This is a genomic window from Haloferax sp. Atlit-48N (assembly GCF_003383015.2).
Lineage (GTDB): Archaea > Halobacteriota > Halobacteria > Halobacteriales > Haloferacaceae > Haloferax > Haloferax volcanii.
Window position 1 is genome coordinate 2,470,387 of sequence record NZ_CP137689.1, and the last position, 22,068, is coordinate 2,492,454.

Sequence of the window (22,068 nt, forward strand, 5' to 3'; positions counted from 1 at the left end):
GCGCTTCGACCGTCACGTTCGACCTAGTTTCCGGACGCCACTGGGCGACGATTCACCGAATCGTCAATTTAGACCGGGAGATTAATGACAATCACACGCAAAAGTTCCGAGGATGACCTACGAGAACCTCGATTCCGACCTCATCAACGCACTCCTCGAAGACGGGCGACGCAGCCTTCGGAGCCTCGCCGAAGAGCTCGACGTGTCGGTGACGACCGTCTCGAACCACCTGCGAGACCTCGAAGACGAGGGCATCATCGAGGGCTACACGCCCCGCGTCGACTACGACGCGCTCGGCTACGACGTGACCGCGGTCATGCACCTCAAAGTCGAGGGCAGCGCCCTCGCGGAAGTCACCGAACTGCTCGCAGACGAACCGCAGATGGTCTCGGTGTACGAGGTCACCGGCGACTACGACGTGCTCGCGGTCGGGAAGTTCAAGAACACCGACGACATGAACCGCCAGATCAAGGCGCTGTTGAGCGAGGCACCGATTCGCGAGTCGAACACGAGCGTCGTCCTCAACGCGGTCTCCGAGAACGAGCAGTTCGACCTCGGGGACGACGACGCCTAAGTCGGTCGCTCACTCGACGCGGAACTCGAACCGCGCACCGCCCTCGGTGCCCTCCGTGACCCGCACCTCCCAGTCGTGTGCGGCCGCTATCTGCGAGACGATGTTCAGGCCGAAGCCGGTCCCCTGCGCCGACGTGGTGTAGCCGGCCTCGAACACGGTGTCGCGGTCCTCTGGGTCGATGCCCACGCCGTCGTCTTCGACGTAGAACCCGCGGTCGGTCTCGCCGACGGTGACGGCCACGCCGCCGTCGCCGGAGCCGTGCTCGACGGCGTCACCAGACGCGGTCTGGTTGCCCGTCGAGCCGTGCTCGACGGCGTTCCGAAACAGATTTTCGAGGAGTTGTTGGAGTTGCTCGGGGTTGGCGTCGAGGACCAGTTCGGTCTCGACGGTGAGCGTGGCGTCGCCGGTCATCACGTTCTGCCAGCACGTCCGCGCGAGGTCGGACAGCGCGACCGATTGGATATCCATGGCGTCGTTCCCGTCGTGGGCGAGGACGAGCAGGTCGCTGATGAGGTCGTCCATGCGGTCCAGCGCCCGGCTGATATCGTCGATGTGGTCGCTGTCGCAGTCGTCTGCGAGCAGTTCGAGCCGACCCATCGCGACTTGCAGCGGGTTGCGGAGGTCGTGGCTCACGACGCTCGCAAAGCGGTCGAGTCGCTCGTTTTGCTCGACGAGTTCGGCCTCCCGTTGCTTCTGCTCGCTGATGTCTCGAATCATCGCGACGAACAGGTCCTCGCCGTCGACGTTGAGTTCGATGAGATGCACTTCGGTCGGGAACGTCGTGCCGTCGCGGCGTTCGAGCGCACCTTCGAACCGGGTGGGTTCGTTCGGCGGCAGGCCGGCCCAGAACGACCGCGACCGCTCCGGGTCGGACGTGGGGTCGAGCTCCCAGACGGTCTTGCCGACGAGTTCCGCCTCGCTGTACCCCAACTCCTCGCACATCCGTTGGTTCACGTCTCGGATGCTGCCGTCGTCGGTGTGGACGACGACGAGGTCTGGTGAGTGTTCGAACAGGGCTTCGAGCCGCGCGGTGTTCGACCGCAAGAGCTCCTCGTACGTCTTCCGCGGCGTGATGTCGTCCTGAAAGCCGACGAAGAAGTCGATTACGCCGTCGTCGTCGAACAGGGGCGCGATGCGCACGCGGTTCCAGAACTCGGTGCCGTCCTTGCGGTAGTTCAGTAGCTCGGTCGTCACGGCCTCGCGCTCGTCGACCGCCGCCCGCAGTTCAGCGACGGCGTCCTCGTCGGTCGCTTCGCCCTGCAAGAACCGACAGTTCCGCCCCAGGACCTCGTCGCGGCTGTACCCGGTGAGGGCGGTGAACTCGTCGTTGACGTAGACGATGGGGTTGTCGGTTTGGCTGGGGTCGGTGAGCACGATGCCGATTGGCGCTTCGTCCATCGCCCGCTCCCGACGCGACAGGCGCTCTTCGAGCGTGTCGCTGCGCGACGCCGTCCAGACGAGCGACCCGTCGCTCGTGGACGTGAGCGTGTGCTCCACCTCGATGCGGTCGCCGTCCCCGCGGACGAGCGACGACCGGCCCGACCAGCGCCCCTCGCGGGCTTCGGACAGTATCGCGTCGCGGGTCGGTTGCAGTTCGTCGTCGGGGACGAACGACCCCCACCTGCGACCGACGAGGCCCTCGCGGTCGGAGCCCAACAGCGTCGCAGAGGCCGCGTTCGCGTACTCGACCGTCCCGTCTTCGTCGAGGACGCAGACGGCGTCGCGCGCGGTCTCGACGGCCGTGAGCCCCCATTCGAGCGCCCGCGAGGTTCGGGCGCGCTCGGCGGCGTTCTCGATGCGGGCGGCGAGGAGTTGGTGTCGGGCCGCGTCGTCGCGCTTGCGAAAGTGGTCGGTCGCGCCCGCCGAAATCGCCTCGTTCGCGACCTCGTCGTCGCTCTGTTCGGTAACGAGGATAAACGGCAGTTCGGGGAACTCGGCGCGGACGCGGTCCAGCACGTCGAGACCGCCGAGGGCGGGCAGGTCGTAGTCGCAGACGACGCAGTCGAACGCCGCGTCACCGCCCCGAATCCGGTCGAGTGCGGCCCGCGGGTCCGACTCGGTATGGACCGTAAAGCGCTCGCGCTCGCGTTCCAAGCGCGCCGCGAAGTCGCAACCGCCGCCGACGTAGAGAACGGCGATAGACGCCGGTTTCGAGAGTGAACGCGGCGCGTCACGAGATGTGTCCATACGCGGTGGTAGATAACGCCAAGAGAACATAATGGTGGTGCCGGGCGAAGCCGACGCAGCCGTGCGCGCCCGCGGTGTCCGCGACGCGAGAGCGGCCGAAGTCGGCGGACGGAGCGCCGAACGATGAAAAGCGTACCGGGCGGTCTGTAACCAGAGCGCTTATAATTAGCAATCCGCTTTCAAACGGTGATGACAGACACCGACGAATCCGAACGCAGCACGCCATCTCGGCTCGCCCGCGCCCTCTTCGCGAGCGGCCTCGCGATTCTGGCGATTCGCAACCTGACCGACCTCGACGGCCGCATCGCCTACGCGGAGGCGAAAGGCGTCCCCGAGGCGGACCGACTCGTTCCCGCGGCGACCGGCCTGCTTCTCGGCGGGAGTCTCGGCGTCGGGTTCTGGAAGCTTCCCCGGCTCGCCTCCGCGAGCATCGCGGCGTTCTTCGCCGGCGTCACGCCGACGATGCACGACTTCTGGGCCGTCGACGACGACGCCCGCGACGAGGAGCTCACGTCGTTCCTCCAGAACCTGACGCTGTTCGGCGCGGCGCTGGCGTTCTTCAAGCGCGCTTCGGACGAATAACAGCCCGGACGCAGCCGGTCCGTCTTTTTGTTACGTATCCACGGCATACTCGTCGATGCGGTCTGGTCCGAACCGGAGCGCGTACAGATACCACAGCCCGACGGCGGTCCAGCCGGCCGCGACGAGCGGCGAGTCATCGAACCACCGGTACGTCGCGAAGCCGAACGCGGAGAGGGCGAGGACCTGATAGAGTCGAACGTGGGCCGACACGGTCGCGGCTGATACCCGCCGCGAGCATAGTTCTTACTCACACCGGGGACGGACACCCCACCGTTTCCAGTATCTGGGTGCCGACAGCCATCGGCCGCCGCGTCAGGACGACCCCGCGTCGTCGGCGTCGCCGTCCCCGTCGCCGTCGGCCGGACGATGAAAGCAGATCGAACAGTCGAGCGCACCGTTGTCGTCCCGGACGGGACGGATATCGAGGCGGCTCACGAAGGGGTCGCCGTGGGCGTCGTAGTTGCGAATCTCGGTCGAAATCGACTCGCCGGCGTCGACGGCCCGCCGAACCTCGGCGACCGTCTCCGGGTCCGTCTCGGGACCACAGAGGAACCGGTAGCTGCGCCCCGTCACCGACTCGGCGTCGTAGCCCGTGAGCGTCTCGAACGCCGCGTTGAGATAGACGATGGGGTTGTCAGGCCGCGAGGGGTCGATGACGACGATGGCGACTTCGACGGCGTCGAGCACCCGGCCTTTCAGCTCGGCTTCCGCCCGCAGCGCGTCGACCTCGGTGAGCTCTTGGACGATGCAGACGTGGCCCCCGTCGTCCATCTGCGTCAGCACGAGGCGCTCGGGGACGGCTTCGCCGTCTTTGGTGATACCGGTCGAAAGCCCCCGCCACGACCCCTCTGATTCGAGCTGCGGGAGGATTTCGTCGTGGAAGCGTCGCGCCTCGTCGGCCGGGTAGAGGATGTCCCAGTGCTCACCGATGAGTTCGGACCGGTCGCGGTTGTAGAGCGCGGCGTACGCCTCGTTGAGGTACTGGTAGACGCCGTCGTCGTCGATGATGCCGATTCCCTCCTCGGCAGATTCGATGGCGAGAAAGCCGCGTCGCATGTGCGTCTCGGCCCAGTACTTCTCGACGAGGTTCGAGACCTTGTTCGCCAACACCGGGTACTCCTCGGGACCGCCCTTCTGGAGGTACTCGTCGACGCCGGCGGAGATGGCACGGCTCGCAATCTCCTCGCTCCCCTTGCCGGTAAAGAGGACGAAGGGAATCTCGATGGACCGCTCGCGCGCCGCCGTCAGCAGTTCGAGCCCGTCCATCCCCGGCATGTCGTAGTCGCTCACGACGCAGTCGTACTCTCCGTCTGTGAGTTCGTCGAGCGCCGGCTCCGGGTCGGTGTACGTCTCCGTCTCGGCATCGTCGAGTTCGCGTTCGAGGAAGGTCGCGGACAGGTCCACCATCGCTTCGTCATCGTCGACCAGCAGAATTCGCATCGCACGCTGTCCCGTGCTGAACGGAGCGATGCCGTGGAGCGGAGACACGTCCATTACATCCGTGGTATCACGGCACAACGATAAAAACAGCTACGGCGGCGGCCGAACGGGGCGACGACGGGCACGGACCGCCCGCGACACCGGGAACCGAGGGAATAGACGCCTGTATAGAATATATATTACTAGATGATGTGGGCGGCAAGAAATTATATCCGATGTGGGACAGTTGACACTCACATATGGAAGTGGTCAGAAACGTCCGAGAACTCACGGCGGTTCTCGAACAGTTGACGGAGATGACGGGCGCGGTTACCGGGGTCGAACTGGCGAGCGGAGGCGATTCGACCGCGGCGGGTGTCTCGGCTTCCGCCACCGTCGAGTACGACCTCGCATCCGAGTGCGCGGTGGACCCGAACCGACTCCGCGTGTCGTCGCCCGCGGCGGCGGTTACCGACGGCCTGCTTCGACTCGAACTCGACGTGACGCTCGCGCCCCCGGAGAGCGGAGCCGCCGAACCGGAACCGATGTCGTCCGGTCGCGCCGGCGAGGACGACCCCGAACCGACTGCGTCGCCGGTCGCCCGAACCGACGGCTCCGGGACGCGCAACTCGTCGGTCGACCCACCCGTCACCCCCGGCGCGTCGCCGCCGACGATGGAGTCCGCGGTCCCGACGGTGAGAGACGAAGCGCCGGAGCGCGACCGGGCCGCAGCGGAATCGGCCGACGACGCCGTCGAGGCGGCCGCGGGGGCGGACGCGGACGCCAGCCGAAAGACAGCGACGGGCGCGGACGCAGACGCGAAGACTGAACCCGAGACGGTACCGGCCCATCACGACCCGGTTCGGCTTCGGGAGGCCTACGAGACCTGCGAGACGTTCAAGGAGATGACCGACGCCCTCGGCGTCGACGTGACCCCGCAGACCGTCCGCAACCAGATGATTCAACGCGGGATTCACGAGCCGGATAGCTACGGCCCGTCGTCCGAACCGGCGTTTTCGGGCGGAACGAGCGACGGCGACGACGAAGTGCGGAACTCGGAGCCGAGCGTTGCCGACGCGGAGGACGCGACCGAGTCCGAACCGGCACCGGCTCCCGAACCGTCTCCCAAACCGGAATCGAACGCGGCCCCGGACGCCGACGCGGACGCCGAGTCGGTCGCGCTCGACGCCGACGAGACGAGCGGGGCGGCCGAGGAGCCGCCGACCGCGACCGACCTCCCGTCGCTTCCCGCGTCGCTTTCCTCGCTCGACTGCTCGACGGCGGACGTGTGTGCGGCAGTCGCGGGCGCGAAGACGCTGTACGAAGTCGAGCGTCGCCTCGGACTCGACCGCGCCGAGGTCCGTGAGGCGCTGACCGCGCTCGACCTCCTCGACCTCGTCACCGGACGGATGGCCCGGCGCGACGCGTCGGCGGCGAGTCCCGCCGACGTTCGAACCCGAGTGTGCGCCGCGCTCGATGAGAACGCCGAGTGACTCGGCCGGAGGAGCATCGGCGCGACGAGAGACGCCGGTAGAGACGCCGCCCCACCGGGAGCGACGACGGAACATCTTTGATTTCAAAGTATGATTGAAATAGTGCATTTACTGCGTATTCGGCCGTGGTGTCCGCCGCAACTCGGCCGGAAACGCGCTCACCGATGTCAGTGAGCGCGCCCGGGAGACACGTCCGGCAGGACCAGCCAGTACGTTCGACAGTCGGCCGCGTGCCGCCCGGACCCACGAGATGCGAACGGTACGCGGCTCGAACAACACGAAACACGGCTCGAACGGACAGTTCGCGGTGGCCGATACGGCCTACGAGAGCCTCTATCTCTCGCCGCCGTTCCCGAGGCCATCACGGAACGTCGCCGTCCGTCTTCGCGGGTCTCCACGGTCAAGTGGCGGAGTGACGGGGTTCTGAGAACGAAGCCCAGCATCGTTGACCGCCCGCCGACGGCGCGACACCCTACACTCGACGCCGGGCGTCTCTTGGGGGCTTTCGGGCGAGCGCCGGCGTCTGCACCATCTGGTTCAGTTGGTCCCCGGCTACCGCTTCGAATAGTCTACTATATCTGATGTATCCGAGTTATTATCAGATTTAAGTAATTCCGTTTTCGCACGCGACACCACGACCGGTTTTCAGACACACTATAACGTTTTTATTGGTGTTAGATCTCACGGCCGCGACGCTCCCCACCGGTGCGGCGGGCGTCGCGGCTGAGGCGGACGCGAGCGCGCTCGATTCGAGCGTCCAGTCGGCGGCGAACGCGTCCGCCTCGCCGGACGTGACCGCCGCCTTCGCGACGGCCACGGGGGCTACGTCGAGAACGACGAACGTCGCCATCGCGGCGCTCCTGTTCGGGGTCGGACGCCGAGTACGGCGCGAGAACTGAGCGAACACGGGCCCACGGGGGTCTGTGTCGAATCTTTATCCGTGTGGGCGTCTAGCAGGGAGGTATGAACGGCCCGGACACCGCGGACGAAACGAGCTTCTATTTCGACTACGAGCTACAGGTCGATGCGACCCGTGACGCCGTAGCGAAGCTCGCTCGTGAGGTCCTCCAGTACGAGTGGGCCGACTACCTCCGCGCGTCGCCCCCGGGGGGCACCCACGCGTGGCACGCCCTCGACTCTGGCAAGCCGTGGGGTCGCGTCACGCCCGCGGCGTGGGAGCGCGGCCGCGACCGCGGCTACGACCTCCACTTCGAGCACTACCCGACGCCGCGCGCCCTCCAGCGCGGGCAGTTCCGGCTCGAACTCCACCTCGAAGACGGTATCCACGGCGACGCCGACTTCTCGGGCGACTCGCCGTACGCGGCGCTCCGCGACCGACTCGTCGCGGCGCTCGACGAGGCGCGCGACGAACGCGACGACCTCCCGACCGGCGAGTTCGGCACCGGGCGGACGCTCTGGCGGGTCGACTCGCAGTTCCTCGCGGGCGACACCGTCGCCTACTACGAGGCGCTCCGCGAGGCGCTGTCGGCCCACGAGCCGTTCGTCGACGCCGTGGCGGCCGTCCTCGACGACGAACTCCCCGAGCGCGACCCGTTCGACGGCGAGTAGCGCGCCGGGGAGAACCGCCGAGGCGCGGTGCGAGTCGAGTCATGCGAGTCCCGTCCGCGAGTGGTGACGCTCCCGATAGCGGCGCGTCTGACGCTCCCGACTGCCGTCATCGTCCGACCACGAGTCCGTCAGAGTGACTCGTATCGGTGTGAAGGCGACCGCAACAGAAAGTGCACAATCCACCCGACAATACCACTATATAGCTACATTTGGATACAAGACCCCGAGAGTTGCGAAAGAATTATACGATTCACCGCCCGTTAGTGAAACGATGACGCAGACACTCGAGGTCGCCCCGCACGTAATCACGGAGGGGTCGACCATCCGGCATTCGACGCTGTGTACGGAACAGACGGTGGTGGAGATCGAAGACGAGACCGTCCGGACGATGTACGACGACGAGGAGTTCGTCTACCCGCGCGAACAGCTCGCGGTCGACCTCTCGGTCGGACGGTTCGAAGTCGTCTCCTGACCCCGCGTTCGGGACGGCACGGGCCGCCGTCTCGCCTTCCGTCGTCGCTCACGGTTACCGTACCCGCATCTTCTCGGCCCGCTTGTGGTCCCCGTTTTCGTCGCGCTCGCCGGACTCGCTTCCCGCCGGACGCTCGCAGAGCGTCAGCGCCGGCACGCGCCTGAAACACAGACGGTTCGACTGCCAGTACTATTTTTACCGCCCACGGGAATCTCCGGGCGTGTCCTCCGCAGACCCTCCGCGCTCGCCGGGTACACTCGCCGTGAGCGCTAAGGAAACCGGTCAGTCGCTGTACGAACGGGCGTACAACACCCTGCTGACGGGCGTGGCGATTATGATTCCCATCGTCATCACGCTGTACGTCCTGCGCGTCGGCATCGACTTCGTCAGAAACGCCCTCGAACCGTTCATCGAACTCCTGCGCTGGGCGGGCGTCATCAGCCGCTTCGAGAGCGTCGAGTTCATCAGCCTCCTCATCGACCTCGGCGTCTACTCGTTCGTCGTCGACTTCTTCACCGAGTTGGTCGCGCTGTTGGTCCTCTTCGCAATCGTCGCAGTCGTGGGAACCGTCGGTCGCAACCAGTACGGCGAGAAGATAATCGGCGTGTTCGACCTCGTGGTCTCGTCGATTCCGGGCGTCGGCACGGTGTACAAGAGCTTCCGCCGCATGGGCGACGTGGTCCTCGACGAGGGGGCCGACGAGTTCCAAGACGTGAAACTCGTCCAGTGTTTCGACGACGACGTGTACGTGCTGGGCTTCCAGACGGGGGGGTCGCCAGCGACCATCGAACAGTCGACCGGCCACAAGGAGATGGTCTCGATGTTCCTCCCGCTCGCACCGAACCCCGTCACCGGCGGCTTGCTCACCTACATCCCCGCCGACGACGTGTACGACATCGACATGACCGTCGAGGAGGGCATCCGGAGCATCCTCACGAGCGGCGTCGCCACCGACGAGGACGAGGACGCCCTCGGCGTGAACATGTCCGAACTCCGCGGCACCGAACGGTTACAGGACATCCGCGAGTCGATGATTACGACCGACGAGAAGCGAGACGACGACTGACCGCAGCGCAGTCGGACGGAGGCGAGTCGCGTTTCCGAGGTCGGCTCCGGGCGGTTCGCCGCCGCTGCCTCCGAACTCGCTCGACAGGTTACCGAGGAGGTCGGTCGGCCAACTGACGACCGCGCAGACGACCATCACGCCGACCGCGGCCGGATAACCCCAGACGGTGACCGCGTCGAGCACGAAGTCGAGAGCGACGAAGCCCGAGCGGATGACGGCACCGCTGACGGCCGCCGCGACGGCCAACAGCTGCCGGAAAAAAGCGCGCTCGCCGGCGACTTCGGAGACCAGAATGTGGCCAGAGGCCCCGGTAGTGGTGGTGGGTCTACGGAAGGAACACCGAGGCCCAGCTATCCTGACCAGATAGATATCTGTTAGGTGAGCCTAAATACGTATCGGAAATTGTGGATATTCGCCGTTCACGCCGCCACGAGCGCCTAAAACGACGTTTCAGTTACGGTGGCGCACGCCGAAACTGGAAACCGCGTCCGGACCGAGCGCACCGCAGGCGTCGCAACCGCGGAGCCGACACGGCCTGCGCCGACCGAGGTATTTTTTATTGACACGTCCGATACCGGAGGTATGGTCCCCCAGTCACCGACGGGCATCGAACCGATTCCGAGTATCGAAGGCCGCCCCGTGTACACCGCCTCGGGCGAGCGATTGGGCGAGGCCGTCGACCTCTGTGTCGACCTCGACGCCGACCGCGTGACCGCGCTTCTCGTCTCCGTCGAAGACCCCCCGGAAGGGTTGGAAGTCGGCCCGCGCGGCGTCCGAGTGCCGTTCAAGTGGATACGGGGGATGGCCGACATCGTCGTCCTGACGGGTGACCCGGCGCTCGAAGCCGCCGACTGACCGCGGCGACTTCGCTCGACTGGCCGCTCCGTCGGACAACGTTGATATACTCCGAACGACGACTGTACGGCGGGCAGTCGAGTGAGTCAGGATGTGGACAGCACGATTGCCCAATCACGCCTATCCGTCCCGCCCGGTTGCCTCTGACGGGCGGCCGATGGTCCGGCGATTCGACCGCGGGCTGTGAGCACGCAGCTCGCGGCGACGCCGCGAGGCGGTCGCGAAAAACTGTTGTAGATACGTTGATACGAGTGGACCGAGTAGGCGGCGTATGAGTCTCTACGAGTCGATTCATCAGTTCGTCGGCGAGCGCGAGACGCTCCGGTCGGTGAGCCACTACGAGGAGATGACGGTGCTCCTGACCGAGACGCGACTCGTCCAGATTCGACACGACGGCGAGCAGGCGAACCCCGAGGAGGTCCGGGAGGTACGGACGATACAGCTCAACCGCCCCGTCTTCGCCGGCTGTTCCGTCGAACTCGAACCGGAGCGGACCACCGTCGGCTTCCACGACAGCACCGGCGAGACGGTTCGACTGGTCACGCTTCCCGCCCGCGACTTCGAGTTCGCGGCGACGTTTTCGGCCGTCGTCGGAGACGCCGAAGTCGGCGCACCGCTCGCCGGAGACTGATTCGAGCGACGCGACGGGAGGAGTGGGGAGAACGACGACGACATCCGATTTAGTGACAACCTATTTATGTTAAGGCAATGAACGGTCAGGTGACGTGGAACACAGTCGCTGTGCCTACGAGCACGTCTTCGACGCCGCCGACGAGACGGGTGCCGACGGGTCGTCGTCGGTGTGGCGGTGTCCGCATCCCGCGAGCGACGGCTCCGCCCGCTGTCTGTTCCACCGCCCCGTCGAAGAAACGCGACCCGCGGCCGTCACCGAGGCGCTCCGCGAGGCGGTCACCGACGACGGGCGGCCCTCGGCGTTCGTCGGCGCGACGTTCGAACGCGTCGACCTCGCGGGGGTGACGCTCCCGCCCGACGCGCGGCTGGACTTCCGCGGCGCGATGGTGAAATCGGATATCGACCTCCGGGATGCGACGCTCGACGGCGCGCTCCGACTCGACCGCGTCTCGGTCGGCGGCGCGGTGTGCATGCAGCGCTTCGACGCCACCGGAGCGGTCAGCTGTCGCCACCTGCAAGTCGGTGACCGCTGGGTGCTCTGCGAGGCCGAACTGAGCGGGCGCTTCGACGCGACCGGCTTCAGTGCGGGGTCCGTCGTGGCGACCGAGGCGCGCTTCGAGGGCGGAGCGACGTTCAGGAAAGGCGTCGTCGACGACGACGTATCGCTCGCGAAATCGAGGTTCGGCGGGCCGGCGTGGTTCTCCCACACCCGACTGGGCGGCCGCCTCGACCTCGGAAACGCCGCGTTCGACCACCGGCTCTCGCTGGCGCACTGCCGCATCCGCGGGGGCGTCGTGGCCGCGTCGGCGACCGTCGAGGGCGGACTCTCGCTCGAACACGTGGTCGTCGACGGCGAACTCAACGCGACTCGGCTCACGGTTGGCGGCGGTATCGACGCGACGACCGCCGCCTTCGGCGGCCGGGTCGACTGCGCGGGGCTGACCGCCCGCGACGGCCCCGTCGACTTCACGCACAGCGCGTTCGACGGGGCGGTCTACTTCGACAACGCGACCGTCGAAGGCCGGGCGCTCCGCTTCCGGAACGCCCGGTTCGGGTCGGGACCGGCGTCGTTCGTCCGCGCGGCCGTCGACGGGGAGTTCGACCTCTCCGACGCGGTCTGTTCGGCCGACTCGCCCGTGCGACTGGTCGAAACCACGGTCGACGGGTGCGTCATCTGCGACCACGCGCGCTTCGGTGACGAGCTATTCTGCTCCGGCGTCCGCGTCGGACGCGACGTTGACTTCTCCGACTGCACCGTCGGGACGCTCACGTTCGGCGTCGAAATCGAGGGGCGACTGGATTTCGCGTACACGCACGTGACCGACGCCGCGGCCTTCGGTGACACCGTCGTCCACGGTCCCGCCCGATTCACGAGCGCCCGGTTCGACGCGGACCCCTCGCTCACCGAGGCGGCCCTCGGCGACACGGTCGCGGCCTACGACATCTCCGTCGAGCCCGCCGGCGGCTCGTGACGTGAGTCGAGTCGGGGCGAGTCGAGTCGAGTCGAACGCCCGGCCGCGGTTCGACCCGAGTCCGGCGAACATTATATGTCGCGCGGGGGAATGGTCTGAGGTATGTCGAGTGACGGGCAGAACACCCTCATCGCCCTCTACCGACGGTACGTCGACGCCGACCCCGACGAGACGACCGTCTACGCGGGCTTCGCACTGTTCTTTACGGCTATCGGACTGCTCGCCGTCGCGCTCGCGGCGGTCGTGTGGAGCGGCGGCATCCCGCCCGAGAACATCTTCAAGTACGAACTCCGCGAGGTCGCGGGCGTCACCGGTGCGCTCGGGATTCCCCTCCTCCTCGCCTCGGTCGTGGTCTTGCTTCCCTCGCAGTACCGGTTTCCGAAGCTCCTCGCGGGCGCGGGGCTGCTCGTCTGTGCGGTCGCCGTCGTCCAGTTCGTCGGCGCGTATCCCCACAACTGGAACGTCGCCGCGAACGCCGACCGGAGCGGCCGCATCGTCGGCATCTACTCGCTCGGTGCGGTGGCGGTCGTCGCCGCGAGCGGCACGTCGCTCGTCGGCTTCCAACTCGCCCGCGCGAGGACGAGCGCCCCCGCCGCGGCCGGGAGCGACGCAGAAGCCGACGCGACCGACGAGGAAGACGAGGAGGCCGTCTCCGCGCAGGTTCGCCGCGACATGGACGAGGCGCTGTCGAACACCGAACTGTCGTGGGGCGGCGTCCGCAAGACCGAGACCACCCGCCTGAAGCTCGACACCTCCGCCGTCGACGACGCGGACCGCGCGAGCTTCGAGAACGCGAAGGCGACCGAGACGCGCGGCGGCGGCGTCGACGACGCGGTCGCGGGGCTCCAGGGACTTCGCGGCGGGAAGAAGGATACGGCGGTCGGTGACAGCACGGACGACCAGACCGCCGCGCTGGCCGAGTTACGGAAACAACAGCAGGCGGAGGCCGAACGCGAGGACGCCGAGGGGCTGGTCGACCGGATTCGCGGGCTGTTCTCCTGAGGCGTCGCGGGCCGGCGGGCGGGGACTGACGCGGCGTCGATCAGGGAGTGACGCGACGGTGGTTCGGCGTCGGTCCCGGCCGAACCGAATCGCAAACGCGCATACAGATTTATGCGACAGCCCTACGACGCGTGAGGTATGGCGAAAGGCCTTGACGTAGGAACCATGAACATCCTGTCCGCGAGTCAGGATGGGAGTGAGACCGTATTTGTCCAGCAGCGCAACTCGTTCGTCGAAATCGATTACAGCGACATGGCGGAGCAGATGCTCTCGCGCAGCGACGTGCTCCACATCCGCAAGGACGACAAGGTGTACGTCGTCGGCGACGACGCGCTCAACTTCGCGAACATCTTCGGCAAGGAGACGCGACGGCCGATGCAACACGGCATCCTCTCCAGCGAGGAGTCCTCCGCGATTCCGATGATTAAGCTCATCATCGAGCAGGTCGTCGGCTCGCCCTCCCGGCCGAACGAGCGCCTGTTTTATTCGAGTCCGGCGGACCCCATCGACTCCGACCTCTCGACGCTGTATCACGACAAGACGCTCGAATCGATGCTCGGCGACATGGGCTACGACCCCGAACCCATCAACGAGGGGATGGCGGTCATTTACAGCGAACTCGCCGACAACAACTTCACCGGCCTCGGCGTCTCGTTCGGCGCGGGGATGACGAACATCTGCCTGGCGTACTACGCGGTGCCGGTCATGCAGTTCTCCATCGCCCGCGGCGGCGACTGGATAGACCAACAGACCGCCCAGGCCACCGGGACGGCCGTCGACAAGGTCACGTCCATCAAGGAAGACGACTTCCAGCTCGACTTCCGCACGGACGTCGGCGGCGTCGAGGGCGCGCTGTCGATTTACTACGAGAACCTCCTCGACTACGTCATCGAGAACATCGAACGCGAGGTCGACGAGGAAGACATCGAGGAGGGCCTCGACGTGCCCGTCGTCGTCACCGGCGGCACCTCCAGCCCCGAGGGCTTCGAGGAGCTGTTCGAACACCACCTCGAAGACTCGACGATTCCGTTCTCGGTCAACGAGGTCCGGAGCATCGACCGCCCCCTGTACAGCGTCGCCCGCGGGTCGCTCGTCGCCGCCCGCTCCGAAGAGGAATCCGACGGGGGCGCCTCCGACCCCGAACCGGAAGCCGAAGCCGCGCCGGAATCGAACTGAGCGCCGGCCCGAGCTGACACACCGGCCGGACAGTACGTCACGACCGAGGTCGACGCGCCGCCGGCGACGCGCGAGCGCGCGTCACTCGTCGCCCGCGCGGTCAGCGCGGTCCCCGCGGTCGCCGTCCTCCCCGTTTTTCAGTTGCGAGTCACTGGGCTCGCGGTCGGTGGCTTCGTCGTCGCCCTCGTCGTCACCGGCAGCAGCCACGTCTTCAGTCGTGTCGCCGCCCCCGTGTTCGGCTTCGGCGTCGTCCGCCGCGTCGGTCGCATCGTCCGCCGGGTGCTGCGTCTCATCGTCCTCCGCGCCGGCTCCGTTGCGCTCGGCTTCGACCGCGGTGTCGCCGTCGGTTGCCTCGCCGCTGTCGGCTCCGCCGGTACCGCCCGCGCCGTCGTCCCGCTCGCGCGCCTCGCGGAGCGCCCGCTCGTGGAAGCGAGCGATGGCGTCGTCCCACGACTCTCGGCTCGGCGCGTCGCGCTCGTGGACGGTCTCGACGCCGACGAAGCCGCAGCGCTCGCAGTAGCGCGCCGCGCGACCGTCGAACGAGAGCGTCGAGAGTGGCTGTGAACACCGCGGACAAGTCATGCAGTTTGCCGATGATTCTCGCCCGGGTCGTATAGAACTACCCCGTCCCCGGCGGCGCGTTCGACTCGGTGTGGCAGGCAACTAACAGAAGATTCACCACTGATGACGTGTCAAAGAGAGACGATGAAGGTCCTTTGCTTCGGAATGGGACAAGCGGGTGGGAACGTCCTCGACGCCCTCCTCCGGTACGAACAGCGCACGAACGCCGATTACGTCGTCGACGCGGTCGCGTACAACACCGCGTCGGCGGACCTCCGCGGTCTCGACCTCGTTCCCGAGGAAAACCGCATTCTCTTCGGCGCGGACGAGGTGAGCGGTCACGGCGTCGGCGCGGACAATGAACTCGCCGCCGAACTCGCCGAGCGCGACAGCCGACAGCTTCTGCGGGGCACCGACGGCGCGCCGACTTCCACGGCCGACGCGTTTCTCATCTTCGCGGGTCTCGGCGGCGGGACGGGCAGCGGCGCGGCCCCCGTGCTCGCAAAGCATCTCAACCGCATCTACGAACAGCCCATCTACGGCGTCGGCATCCTCCCCGCCGCCGACGAGGGCGCGCTGTACTCGCGCAACGCCGCGCGGTCGCTCAGGGCGTTCGTAGACGTGACCGACCACGTCTTCGCGTTCGACAACGGGGCGTGGGCCGAAAGCGGCGAGGACGTCGCGCAGGCCCACGACACGATGAACGAGGAGCTCGTTCGACGCCTCGGCATCCTCTTCGCCTCGGGCGAGGTGGCCGAGTCGGGGACGGTCGCCGAGAGCGTCGTCGACTCTTCGGAGGTCATCAACACCCTCCGCGGCGGCGGCATCTCGACGATCGGCTACGCGGCGAGCGAACTCCCCGAGAGCGACGGCGGCGGCGGGTTCAGCATCAAGGGACTCTTGGGCGGGGATTCGTCGTCGACGGACGAACTCGACTCCATCAACCGCATCACGACCCAGACGCGGAAGGCTGTGCTCGGACAGCTCACCCTCCCGTGCGACGTCGACTCCGCCTCCCGCGGGCTGGTCGTCGTCAGCGGCCCGCCCGAGTGGCTCAACCGGAAGGCCGTCGAGCGGAGTCGGACGTGGGTCGAAGAACAGACCGGGAGCATGGAGGTCCGCGGGGGCGACTACCCGCTTTCGGAGTCGAACCACGTCGGCGTGCTGGTCCTCCTCGGCGACGTGTCGCGGAGCGACCGCGTGGCCGAAATTCGGTCGACCGCCGTCGAGGCCGAGCAGAACCGCCGCGAACGGAGCGCGAGCGACGCCGCCGACCGCGAGGACGGAACGGAGGCCGTCGTCGACGACCGCCTCGACTCGCTGTTCTGACCCGACCGCCTCGACGATAGCCCCCGCCGGTCCCGCGGTCCGACGCCGAGCGCGACCGCCGTCGGCGTCCGGCGTGGACTCGGGTCGGAGAAACTGTCAAATACCCTCTCGACGAACAGTCGAATGCGTGTCCGAGACTAGCATAGCGGCGACGCCGCGCATCCTCGCCTACGGCCCGCAGCCCGAGGGGTTGGGGGCGAGAGAGCGCGACGTGAACGTCGAGTTCGTAGGGTCGAGTCGGGAGTTGTTCGAGCGATTGACCGAGAGACCGGTGCATCTGGTTATCTGCCTCCACGCCCCGCCGGCGTTCGAGGGCATCGAAGCGGTCAAAGGTATCCGTCGGTTCGACGCGACAGTGCCGGTGGTGTTGGCGTCGCGGGTCCAAAACACGATGCTCAGCCTGCAAGCGATACAGTCGCAGGTCACCTGGAGCGTCGGCCTCGCGGGCGACGAGTCCGTCGAGGAGGCGCTGTCCGACCTCGTCGTCGACGCGAGCGAGTGGTTAGAGAAGCAGGCAGCGTAGCGAACCCCGGTCCGGCGAACCCCGCCCGAAGGCGAACCGCGGTCAGTCGTCGGTCGTCGGGAACTCGAAGGGACGCCGCGACTCTCCTGCGCCCTCCACGGCGTCCGCGTCGTCGGGAGTCGACACCCGCTTGAGTTCGTTCCGTACGGCCACAACCGCTCGAACAGTCGGCCGAACTCGTCGTCCGCGTCGTCCGGGAGGTCGCGAACGCATTCCACGGGGGCTCTTCGGCGCGGTCGACGCGAGCGGTGGCCCGGTCGAAGGTGTCGTTAATACGATGGGTGGAAAAAGGTCCCGCCGTATCGAGGGTTACGTTACCGAGTACCGTAGTCGTTTCATCTTGTATAACACCATTACACTCATTACACCAACCCCGATACTATCCTCTGGGCTGACAATCAGAATGATTTATATATCCGAAGTGGTTGTACTCAACTGGATGCAACACCGTACAGAGTAACCCCTCGGACGCATCCACATGACCGAACTCATCCCCCCTTCCCCCCTTCCCCATTAGGTTCGGTCACCCCTTTACGGGGCGCGACTACTGACTCTCACTAACGACTGTGCTGTTGTGTCTCTCCAGAGAGCGTCGGTGACGTCGAACGGCCGGGCGCGAACGAGGTGCTTCGAATCCGGCGGGAGTCGTCCCGGATAGCTGTCATATGAATCACTCGGACGGGTCGAGTCGAGCCCGCCGCCACCGCCGGCGTCGGTCGACACCAAACCGGTCGGTCTGCCACGGAGTGGGCAGGGAGAGGGAAGTGCCGACTCGCGGTGGTCGAGCGAGATATCCGAACCGCCGCCGAACGAGAGAACACAGGTGAGAGGGCGAATTTTGGAGTGTAGTAGTGTTTTAAATAGACAATACTATTGAGGGACAGGGGTCGAGTCAAGAGTATCGAGATAGCGTGTTATCTACCGCATTCATGAGACTATTTGAGTTATATAGCTATTTAGAATATATTCTACTAATATAATCAGAAAACAAGCATTCGGGTTTGGTGAATAAATTTTTATATATGGCGAGGTTGTCCACGGTCGTGTTCCTTATCCACATTTCTTCAAGACTGAACAAGCGTTCGCTCCGGAAACGACACCCCAGTCGACGCCGCGGGCGACGTACCTACTTGCCGTACCTGATGCCGTCTTCGACCAGTCTGAGGTTCCGTTCGCGGTCGATGTGGGGTTTCAGCCAGTCGTACTCCTCGATTTGGAGGATGAGGTCCGCTTGGAGGTTCCGCCACGCGATGGCGTAGATGGGCGACTGCCCCCACGCGCGGAGTTCGGGGATGAACTCGTCGTAGCGCTCGTAGTGGCCTTCCAGGCGTTCGAGCGCGTCGACGACGTAGCCGGCGGCCTCGGATTCCGTGTCGGCGTCCTCGATTGCGCGGTTCAGTCGCGTTTCGAGTCCCTCGACGGCGCGCTGCATGTCCTGTGCCGCCGTGCCGTCCGCCTCCGGCAGCGAGTCGATGATGGGCTTCGGAACGCCGAGCGAGAGTGGTTCGATAGCCATACTTCGAACTGGGCGGCAAAGCGGCAAAAAGGCGGCGACGGTCGCAGCACAGCGCGGTGACTCCCGACGCCACGGCCCCGTCGACAACGCGGGGCTGAGCGGCGTTGCCACTCCGCGCGAGGAACAGCGCGCCGGGGTGCCTCCGAAGGCCGTCCCGACCTTCGGTTGCGGCGCGTCGCTCCTGTTAGGCGTTCGCCTCGTCGGTCCGCGCCCTGAGTTCGGACTCGACGAGCGCGTCGAAGTCGACGCCGTCGGCTCGGTACTGGTCGCGGTTGTCGAGGACGACCAGCCCCTTGTCGGTGATTTCGTACAGCCCGGAGTTCGGCGCGGGCCCGACTCGCGCCAACAGGCCGTAGTCCGCGAGAATCGGCAGTCGCGTGTTGATGTACGAGCGGTTCTTATCGAGGATATACGAGAGGTTCACGGCGGTGTTTCGCCTCCGATCTGAAAGCGCTTCGAGGATGTCGAAGTCAGTTGGGACGGCCAACTTCATACACGGTTGTTCGTAGCCGCTGTTAAATAAACAACTTATGTGGGAGGGCGTCCGGTCGGGCTCGCGCGGCGAGGAACAACAACGCGACGGTCTCGGGTCGAGTTACCGGTGGTCGAGCGCGTCGCGCGCGAGGCGTAAGTCCTCGAGAATTCGCGTGTGTCGGTCGATTGCGTCGTCGATGTGACGCGCCGTCACCGCCGCGTCGAAACCGGCGTCACCGTGGTACTGCGACTGCAACAGATGCGATTCTAAGGCCCGCGAGGTCGAATCGCTCGCCGCCAACAGCGCATGGGTGATCATCCAGTCTACCGCCCCCTCGTCGGGAAGCTCGTCGAACTCCGGTCGTTCTCCCTCCTGTCGTTCTGCCATCATTGCCCACCTTGGGCCGTGATGCTACTTAAAGTTGTAGTGGCATGATATTTCCGCCAGATACCGGTGCATAGAAAACCGAGTAACGGCCCATTTAGCGGCGTTCAAAGGCTGATTAACCATCAGAATCAAAATATCAGAAAAAGGTGGTTTTGGGAATTGCCTCGGCGTGTCAGACGGTTTTGGGTCCGGTCGGGTCACGTTCGGTCGGGTCGGAGACCTCTCGTCCAAACCGGGGCCGAATTACCGCTCTTCGACGTGGCGGATTTCGACGCCGATGCCGCGCGTGGACTCGACCAGTTCGCGGCCGCCCATCTCCGCGCGGCCGATGGCGAACGCCTTCGGCCCCTCGACGACGACTTCGTCGCCCGGACGGATGTCTTCGTCGGCGTCGACGACGCCCGGCGCGAGGACCGAGCCGTGGGGAACGAAGCCGTCGATTTCGACCGTCTTCGTCGGCGCGTCGCTGTCGCGCCACACCTTCGCACCTTCGAGCGTAAAGGAGAGCACGCCGTACTGCGGGACCATCGTCGCCAACTGCACGCCCGCATCGTTCCACACCTGAAGTTTGGGATACCGACTCGTCATCTCCAACGCCACGTCCGAAAAGAGCGCGTCGCCCGCGTCCGGGCCGAGTTGGTAGTCCGCGAGGGCCTTCACGACGTTGTGCTCGCGCTCCTCGCGAGTGAACTTGGGTTCGCCGTCGAGCGTCCGCATCAGGTTGCCGATGGACTCCGTCGTCGTCGGGTGTTCGGAGACGGTGAACTCCACGTCGAGGTCCAAGTCGTCGGCGACGCGTTCGACGATGTCCGTGTACGCGCCCGGCGGGAGGTGCGCGATGATTCGCGGGTAGTCGTTGCGCTCCAGATAGCGCCGAAGCACCTCTGCGACGAACGACTTCTCGTCTTCCGACCAGTCGCCCGTGACGACCGAGTCGTAGTGCTGGGCGGGGTAGGTGAGTTCGAGTTCCTGCGGGACGACGCCGATGGGCGAAGTCATCGACACCATGTGTGCGCGGTACTGGACGGCCTCCTGGAACTGTCGGTGGCTCTGTGACTCGCTGTACGGCTTTTTGGCCGAACACGGCAGGAGCACGAGCGGGTTGTCGAAGCGGTTGCGGTAGCGCTTGGTCACGCGGTCGGCGAACCGCTGAATCTCCACGCGGTCGATTGACTCCTCGGACGCCGCGGTGAGTTCCGAGTCGCGGATGACGGGAACCCGCTGTTCCATGAAGCTGTACTGCTGGTCGAACCGGCGGAACAGGGCGGTCAACCACTGGTCGTGGCGGGCCTGCCCCTCGACGTAGTCCCGAAGTCGCCCGTCGCGGACGCGACGCCGGACCCGAGCGAGTTCGGCGCGCAGGGCGTTGGCGTTGTGGTCGGCCGCGTCGGCGCGGGTGAACTCGGAGGCCGGTTTGCGGCAGGCCTCGCAGGCGCAGGGGAGTTCGTCGAGGTCTTCAAGGAAGTACTCGCCGTCGCTCGTGAGGTAGAAGCCCTCCAGCCCGCGGGCGCGGGCGAGTTTCTCGTCGACGAGGTCGACGCCGGCGTAGACGAGAAGCGAGACGTTCCGGGGCGTGGCGACGCCCGAGAGCATGAGCGCCGTGTCGGCGGGGAGGTTCTCCTTCGCCTCGATGACGTTGTCGCGGAAGGCGCGCGCGTGACCGACGAAGCCCTGCGCGTCGGAGAGGACGTAGGCGTCAGCGCCGAAATCGTCGGCCGTGTCGGCGGTGACGACGGCGGCCGACGGGAAGTCCACGTCGGGGTAGGCCACCGAAAACGACTCGCGCACCTCGTCGGCGCTCCCGGCGGGGAGCGAGCGGTGGGGGAGCACGGTCAGCACGTCGTCGGAGCCGTCGGGGAGTTCGCGCTCGGCCGCCCAGAGACTGCCGGCGTCCGCGAGCACGTCGTCCACGACCGCCGGCGTCGTCACCGAGTCGGAGAGCCGCAACTCCCCGATTCGGGCGGCGCCGTCGCGGGCGTGAACCTCGAAGTAATCGGTCATACCCGCTTTCGGCCCCCGATAGGCAATTAACTTGTCTTCTGCGGGCGCGCCCGGCGACCGAAACCGACCACTCGGCCTACACGACTTAGCCCCCGGGCCACGAAGTGACGGTATGGACGCCTCCGACCCCACCGGCCCGTGGTCACGCGCCCGCGTCGACGACTTCCTCGCCGCGTCGACCGTCCCGGTCCGGCTCTCGTGTCGCACCCCCGCGGACGACCTCTGGATGCTCTCGCTGTGGTACGAGTGGGACCCCGAAGCGACCGAACTTCGGTGTGCCACCTCTGCCGACGCCGACGTGGTGCGATTCCTCCGCGCCCGCGACGACGTGGCGTTCGAAATCTCGACAAACGACCCGCCGTATCGGGGCGTCCGCGGCCGGGGAACCGCGACCGTCGAACCCGACGCGGAGAAGGCAGTGCTGCGGCGACTCATCACGCGCTATCTCGGCGACACCGACTCGGAACTGGCGAAGCGATTGCTCTCGCCCGAGCGCGACGAGGTCGTGATTCGGATTCGGCCCGAACGGCTGCATACGTGGGACTACGCGTCGCGGATGCGTTCGTCGGAATAGTCGGCTCTGGTGAGGCAGTCGGTTACTGGTGGATTGGTGGAAGTGTGCTGAACTCAGGGGCGCTTACCGACCCGACGGTCGCTCTCCTGTGAGCGAGAGGTAAGCCTCACCAAGTAGGACGAAGGCGAGGATACCTGCGGGGACACTCCACGTCCCGCCGACATCTAACGTAAACAGTAGAACTGCGACGAGTAATCCAGCG

Annotated in this window: 24 protein-coding genes; 15 read left to right on the top strand and 9 right to left on the bottom strand. The window is 66.2% G+C overall.

The features are described 5' to 3' along the window. Window positions 1-112 precede the first annotated feature (112 nt). Window positions 113-574: an HTH-type transcriptional regulator Lrp gene (lrp, locus tag DEQ67_RS13105; RefSeq protein ID WP_004041915.1), complete on the top strand. Its 462-nt coding sequence runs from the start codon at window positions 113-115 to the stop codon at window positions 572-574. 9 nt (window positions 575-583) lie between these two features. On the opposite strand, the gene DEQ67_RS13110 is transcribed toward lrp, so the two are convergent. Then, a complete protein-coding gene (locus DEQ67_RS13110; protein ID WP_004062881.1) occupies window positions 584-2,761 on the bottom strand; it encodes a PAS domain S-box protein in 2,178 nt (725 codons plus the stop codon). Window positions 2,762-2,950: 189 nt separating this feature from the next. Here DEQ67_RS13110 and DEQ67_RS13115 point away from each other — a divergent pair, with 189 nt between their 5' ends. Continuing rightward, complete coding sequence (locus DEQ67_RS13115; RefSeq protein WP_004041912.1) at window positions 2,951-3,343, top strand: DoxX family membrane protein; 393 nt, start codon at window positions 2,951-2,953, stop codon at window positions 3,341-3,343. Window positions 3,344-3,373: 30 nt separating this feature from the next. Here DEQ67_RS13115 and DEQ67_RS13120 read toward each other — a convergent pair whose 3' ends face one another. Together DEQ67_RS13120 and DEQ67_RS13125 are read right to left on the bottom strand one after the other, a co-directional pair. After that, entirely contained in the window at window positions 3,374-3,553 is a 180-nt protein-coding gene (locus tag DEQ67_RS13120) for a hypothetical protein (protein WP_004041911.1), read from the bottom strand. A gap of 102 nt (window positions 3,554-3,655) precedes the next feature. Beyond that, window positions 3,656-4,837, bottom strand: coding sequence for a PAS domain-containing protein (locus DEQ67_RS13125; RefSeq protein WP_004062882.1), 1,182 nt, complete (start codon window positions 4,835-4,837; stop codon window positions 3,656-3,658). 185 nt (window positions 4,838-5,022) lie between these two features. Between DEQ67_RS13125 and DEQ67_RS13130 the strand changes: the two genes are divergently transcribed. The 5 genes from DEQ67_RS13130 (at window position 5,023) to DEQ67_RS13150 (ending at window position 9,362) form a co-directional block, all read left to right on the top strand. Next, window positions 5,023-6,255 (top strand): hypothetical protein, encoded by a 1,233-nt coding sequence (locus DEQ67_RS13130; protein WP_424020126.1) that lies wholly within the window; start codon window positions 5,023-5,025, stop codon window positions 6,253-6,255. 671 nt (window positions 6,256-6,926) lie between these two features. Then, window positions 6,927-7,154: a hypothetical protein gene (locus tag DEQ67_RS13135; protein ID WP_004041908.1), complete on the top strand. Its 228-nt coding sequence runs from the start codon at window positions 6,927-6,929 to the stop codon at window positions 7,152-7,154. 64 nt (window positions 7,155-7,218) lie between these two features. Beyond that, on the top strand, window positions 7,219-7,824 hold the full coding sequence (locus tag DEQ67_RS13140; protein ID WP_006601170.1) for a hypothetical protein: 606 nt from the start codon (window positions 7,219-7,221) through the stop codon (window positions 7,822-7,824). A 271-nt stretch (window positions 7,825-8,095) separates the two neighbouring features. Further along, on the top strand, window positions 8,096-8,296 hold the full coding sequence (locus DEQ67_RS13145; protein WP_004041906.1) for a hypothetical protein: 201 nt from the start codon (window positions 8,096-8,098) through the stop codon (window positions 8,294-8,296). A gap of 262 nt (window positions 8,297-8,558) precedes the next feature. After that, window positions 8,559-9,362 carry a DUF502 domain-containing protein gene (locus DEQ67_RS13150; RefSeq protein ID WP_004041905.1) on the top strand — a complete coding sequence of 268 codons (804 nt, stop codon included), beginning with the start codon at window positions 8,559-8,561 and terminating at the stop codon, window positions 9,360-9,362. Here DEQ67_RS13150 and DEQ67_RS13155 read toward each other — a convergent pair. After that, window positions 9,306-9,608 carry a hypothetical protein gene (locus tag DEQ67_RS13155; protein WP_115861127.1) on the bottom strand — a complete coding sequence of 101 codons (303 nt, stop codon included), beginning with the start codon at window positions 9,606-9,608 and terminating at the stop codon, window positions 9,306-9,308. The two genes, DEQ67_RS13150 and DEQ67_RS13155, sit on opposite strands and share 57 nt — an antisense overlap. Window positions 9,609-9,944: 336 nt before the next feature. Between DEQ67_RS13155 and DEQ67_RS13160 the strand changes: the two genes are divergently transcribed. The 5 genes from DEQ67_RS13160 to DEQ67_RS13180 all read left to right on the top strand — a co-directional run bounded on the left by DEQ67_RS13160 (window position 9,945) and on the right by DEQ67_RS13180 (window position 14,500). Next, on the top strand, window positions 9,945-10,217 hold the full coding sequence (locus DEQ67_RS13160; protein WP_004041903.1) for a PRC-barrel domain-containing protein: 273 nt from the start codon (window positions 9,945-9,947) through the stop codon (window positions 10,215-10,217). Between the two features lie 271 nt (window positions 10,218-10,488). Beyond that, a complete protein-coding gene (locus DEQ67_RS13165) occupies window positions 10,489-10,848 on the top strand; it encodes a hypothetical protein (protein ID WP_004062888.1) in 360 nt (119 codons plus the stop codon). 94 nt (window positions 10,849-10,942) lie between these two features. Beyond that, window positions 10,943-12,322 (top strand): pentapeptide repeat-containing protein, encoded by a 1,380-nt coding sequence (locus DEQ67_RS13170; RefSeq protein WP_115861129.1) that lies wholly within the window; start codon window positions 10,943-10,945, stop codon window positions 12,320-12,322. Window positions 12,323-12,424: 102 nt separating this feature from the next. Then, window positions 12,425-13,324, top strand: coding sequence for a DUF7139 domain-containing protein (locus tag DEQ67_RS13175; RefSeq protein ID WP_008575076.1), 900 nt, complete (start codon window positions 12,425-12,427; stop codon window positions 13,322-13,324). 165 nt (window positions 13,325-13,489) lie between these two features. Then, entirely contained in the window at window positions 13,490-14,500 is a 1,011-nt protein-coding gene (locus DEQ67_RS13180; RefSeq protein WP_004041899.1) for a cell division protein FtsA, read from the top strand. 81 nt (window positions 14,501-14,581) lie between these two features. Here DEQ67_RS13180 and DEQ67_RS13185 read toward each other — a convergent pair whose 3' ends face one another. Then, window positions 14,582-15,082 (bottom strand): zinc finger domain-containing protein, encoded by a 501-nt coding sequence (locus tag DEQ67_RS13185; protein WP_115803190.1) that lies wholly within the window; start codon window positions 15,080-15,082, stop codon window positions 14,582-14,584. 123 nt (window positions 15,083-15,205) lie between these two features. Here DEQ67_RS13185 and DEQ67_RS13190 point away from each other — a divergent pair, with 123 nt between their 5' ends. Then, entirely contained in the window at window positions 15,206-16,390 is a 1,185-nt protein-coding gene (locus tag DEQ67_RS13190; RefSeq protein WP_049896240.1) for a tubulin/FtsZ family protein, read from the top strand. A gap of 127 nt (window positions 16,391-16,517) precedes the next feature. After that, window positions 16,518-16,913 carry a response regulator gene (locus DEQ67_RS13195; protein ID WP_004041896.1) on the top strand — a complete coding sequence of 132 codons (396 nt, stop codon included), beginning with the start codon at window positions 16,518-16,520 and terminating at the stop codon, window positions 16,911-16,913. 1,126 nt (window positions 16,914-18,039) lie between these two features. Here the strand turns inward: DEQ67_RS13195 and DEQ67_RS13200 are convergent. The 4 genes from DEQ67_RS13200 to arcS all read right to left on the bottom strand — a co-directional run bounded on the left by DEQ67_RS13200 (window position 18,040) and on the right by arcS (window position 21,292). Continuing rightward, window positions 18,040-18,429 (bottom strand): hypothetical protein, encoded by a 390-nt coding sequence (locus tag DEQ67_RS13200; RefSeq protein ID WP_004041895.1) that lies wholly within the window; start codon window positions 18,427-18,429, stop codon window positions 18,040-18,042. 184 nt (window positions 18,430-18,613) lie between these two features. Further along, window positions 18,614-18,922 carry a hypothetical protein gene (locus DEQ67_RS13205; protein ID WP_004041894.1) on the bottom strand — a complete coding sequence of 103 codons (309 nt, stop codon included), beginning with the start codon at window positions 18,920-18,922 and terminating at the stop codon, window positions 18,614-18,616. A 102-nt stretch (window positions 18,923-19,024) separates the two neighbouring features. Further along, window positions 19,025-19,294 (bottom strand): hypothetical protein, encoded by a 270-nt coding sequence (locus DEQ67_RS13210; protein WP_006601167.1) that lies wholly within the window; start codon window positions 19,292-19,294, stop codon window positions 19,025-19,027. A 240-nt stretch (window positions 19,295-19,534) separates the two neighbouring features. Then, window positions 19,535-21,292 (bottom strand): archaeosine synthase, encoded by a 1,758-nt coding sequence (arcS, locus tag DEQ67_RS13215; protein ID WP_004062895.1) that lies wholly within the window; start codon window positions 21,290-21,292, stop codon window positions 19,535-19,537. A gap of 112 nt (window positions 21,293-21,404) precedes the next feature. Here arcS and DEQ67_RS13220 point away from each other — a divergent pair, with 112 nt between their 5' ends. After that, on the top strand, window positions 21,405-21,866 hold the full coding sequence (locus tag DEQ67_RS13220) for a pyridoxamine 5'-phosphate oxidase family protein (protein ID WP_115861133.1): 462 nt from the start codon (window positions 21,405-21,407) through the stop codon (window positions 21,864-21,866). Window positions 21,867-22,068: the final 202 nt, after the last annotated feature.

What these genes read in the sequence shown, in the direction of transcription:
- DEQ67_RS13125 (WP_004062882.1), bottom strand. Translation starts at nt 4,837, where the DNA reads ATGGACGTGTCTCCGCTCCACGGCATCGCTCCGTTCAGCACGGGACAG.
- DEQ67_RS13160 (WP_004041903.1), top strand. Translation starts at nt 9,945, where the DNA reads ATGGTCCCCCAGTCACCGACGGGCATCGAACCGATTCCGAGTATCGAA.
- DEQ67_RS13200 (WP_004041895.1), bottom strand. Translation starts at nt 18,429, where the DNA reads ATGGCTATCGAACCACTCTCGCTCGGCGTTCCGAAGCCCATCATCGAC.
- DEQ67_RS13205 (WP_004041894.1), bottom strand. Translation starts at nt 18,922, where the DNA reads ATGAAGTTGGCCGTCCCAACTGACTTCGACATCCTCGAAGCGCTTTCA.
- DEQ67_RS13180 (WP_004041899.1), top strand. Translation starts at nt 13,490, where the DNA reads ATGAACATCCTGTCCGCGAGTCAGGATGGGAGTGAGACCGTATTTGTC.
- DEQ67_RS13165 (WP_004062888.1), top strand. Translation starts at nt 10,489, where the DNA reads ATGAGTCTCTACGAGTCGATTCATCAGTTCGTCGGCGAGCGCGAGACG.
- DEQ67_RS13145 (WP_004041906.1), top strand. Translation starts at nt 8,096, where the DNA reads ATGACGCAGACACTCGAGGTCGCCCCGCACGTAATCACGGAGGGGTCG.
- DEQ67_RS13115 (WP_004041912.1), top strand. Translation starts at nt 2,951, where the DNA reads ATGACAGACACCGACGAATCCGAACGCAGCACGCCATCTCGGCTCGCC.
- DEQ67_RS13140 (WP_006601170.1), top strand. Translation starts at nt 7,219, where the DNA reads ATGAACGGCCCGGACACCGCGGACGAAACGAGCTTCTATTTCGACTAC.
- lrp (WP_004041915.1), top strand. Translation starts at nt 113, where the DNA reads ATGACCTACGAGAACCTCGATTCCGACCTCATCAACGCACTCCTCGAA.
- DEQ67_RS13185 (WP_115803190.1), bottom strand. Translation starts at nt 15,082, where the DNA reads ATGACTTGTCCGCGGTGTTCACAGCCACTCTCGACGCTCTCGTTCGAC.
- DEQ67_RS13220 (WP_115861133.1), top strand. Translation starts at nt 21,405, where the DNA reads ATGGACGCCTCCGACCCCACCGGCCCGTGGTCACGCGCCCGCGTCGAC.
- DEQ67_RS13110 (WP_004062881.1), bottom strand. Translation starts at nt 2,761, where the DNA reads ATGGACACATCTCGTGACGCGCCGCGTTCACTCTCGAAACCGGCGTCT.
- DEQ67_RS13210 (WP_006601167.1), bottom strand. Translation starts at nt 19,294, where the DNA reads ATGATGGCAGAACGACAGGAGGGAGAACGACCGGAGTTCGACGAGCTT.
- DEQ67_RS13190 (WP_049896240.1), top strand. Translation starts at nt 15,206, where the DNA reads ATGAAGGTCCTTTGCTTCGGAATGGGACAAGCGGGTGGGAACGTCCTC.
- arcS (WP_004062895.1), bottom strand. Translation starts at nt 21,292, where the DNA reads ATGACCGATTACTTCGAGGTTCACGCCCGCGACGGCGCCGCCCGAATC.
- DEQ67_RS13130 (WP_424020126.1), top strand. Translation starts at nt 5,023, where the DNA reads ATGGAAGTGGTCAGAAACGTCCGAGAACTCACGGCGGTTCTCGAACAG.
- DEQ67_RS13175 (WP_008575076.1), top strand. Translation starts at nt 12,425, where the DNA reads ATGTCGAGTGACGGGCAGAACACCCTCATCGCCCTCTACCGACGGTAC.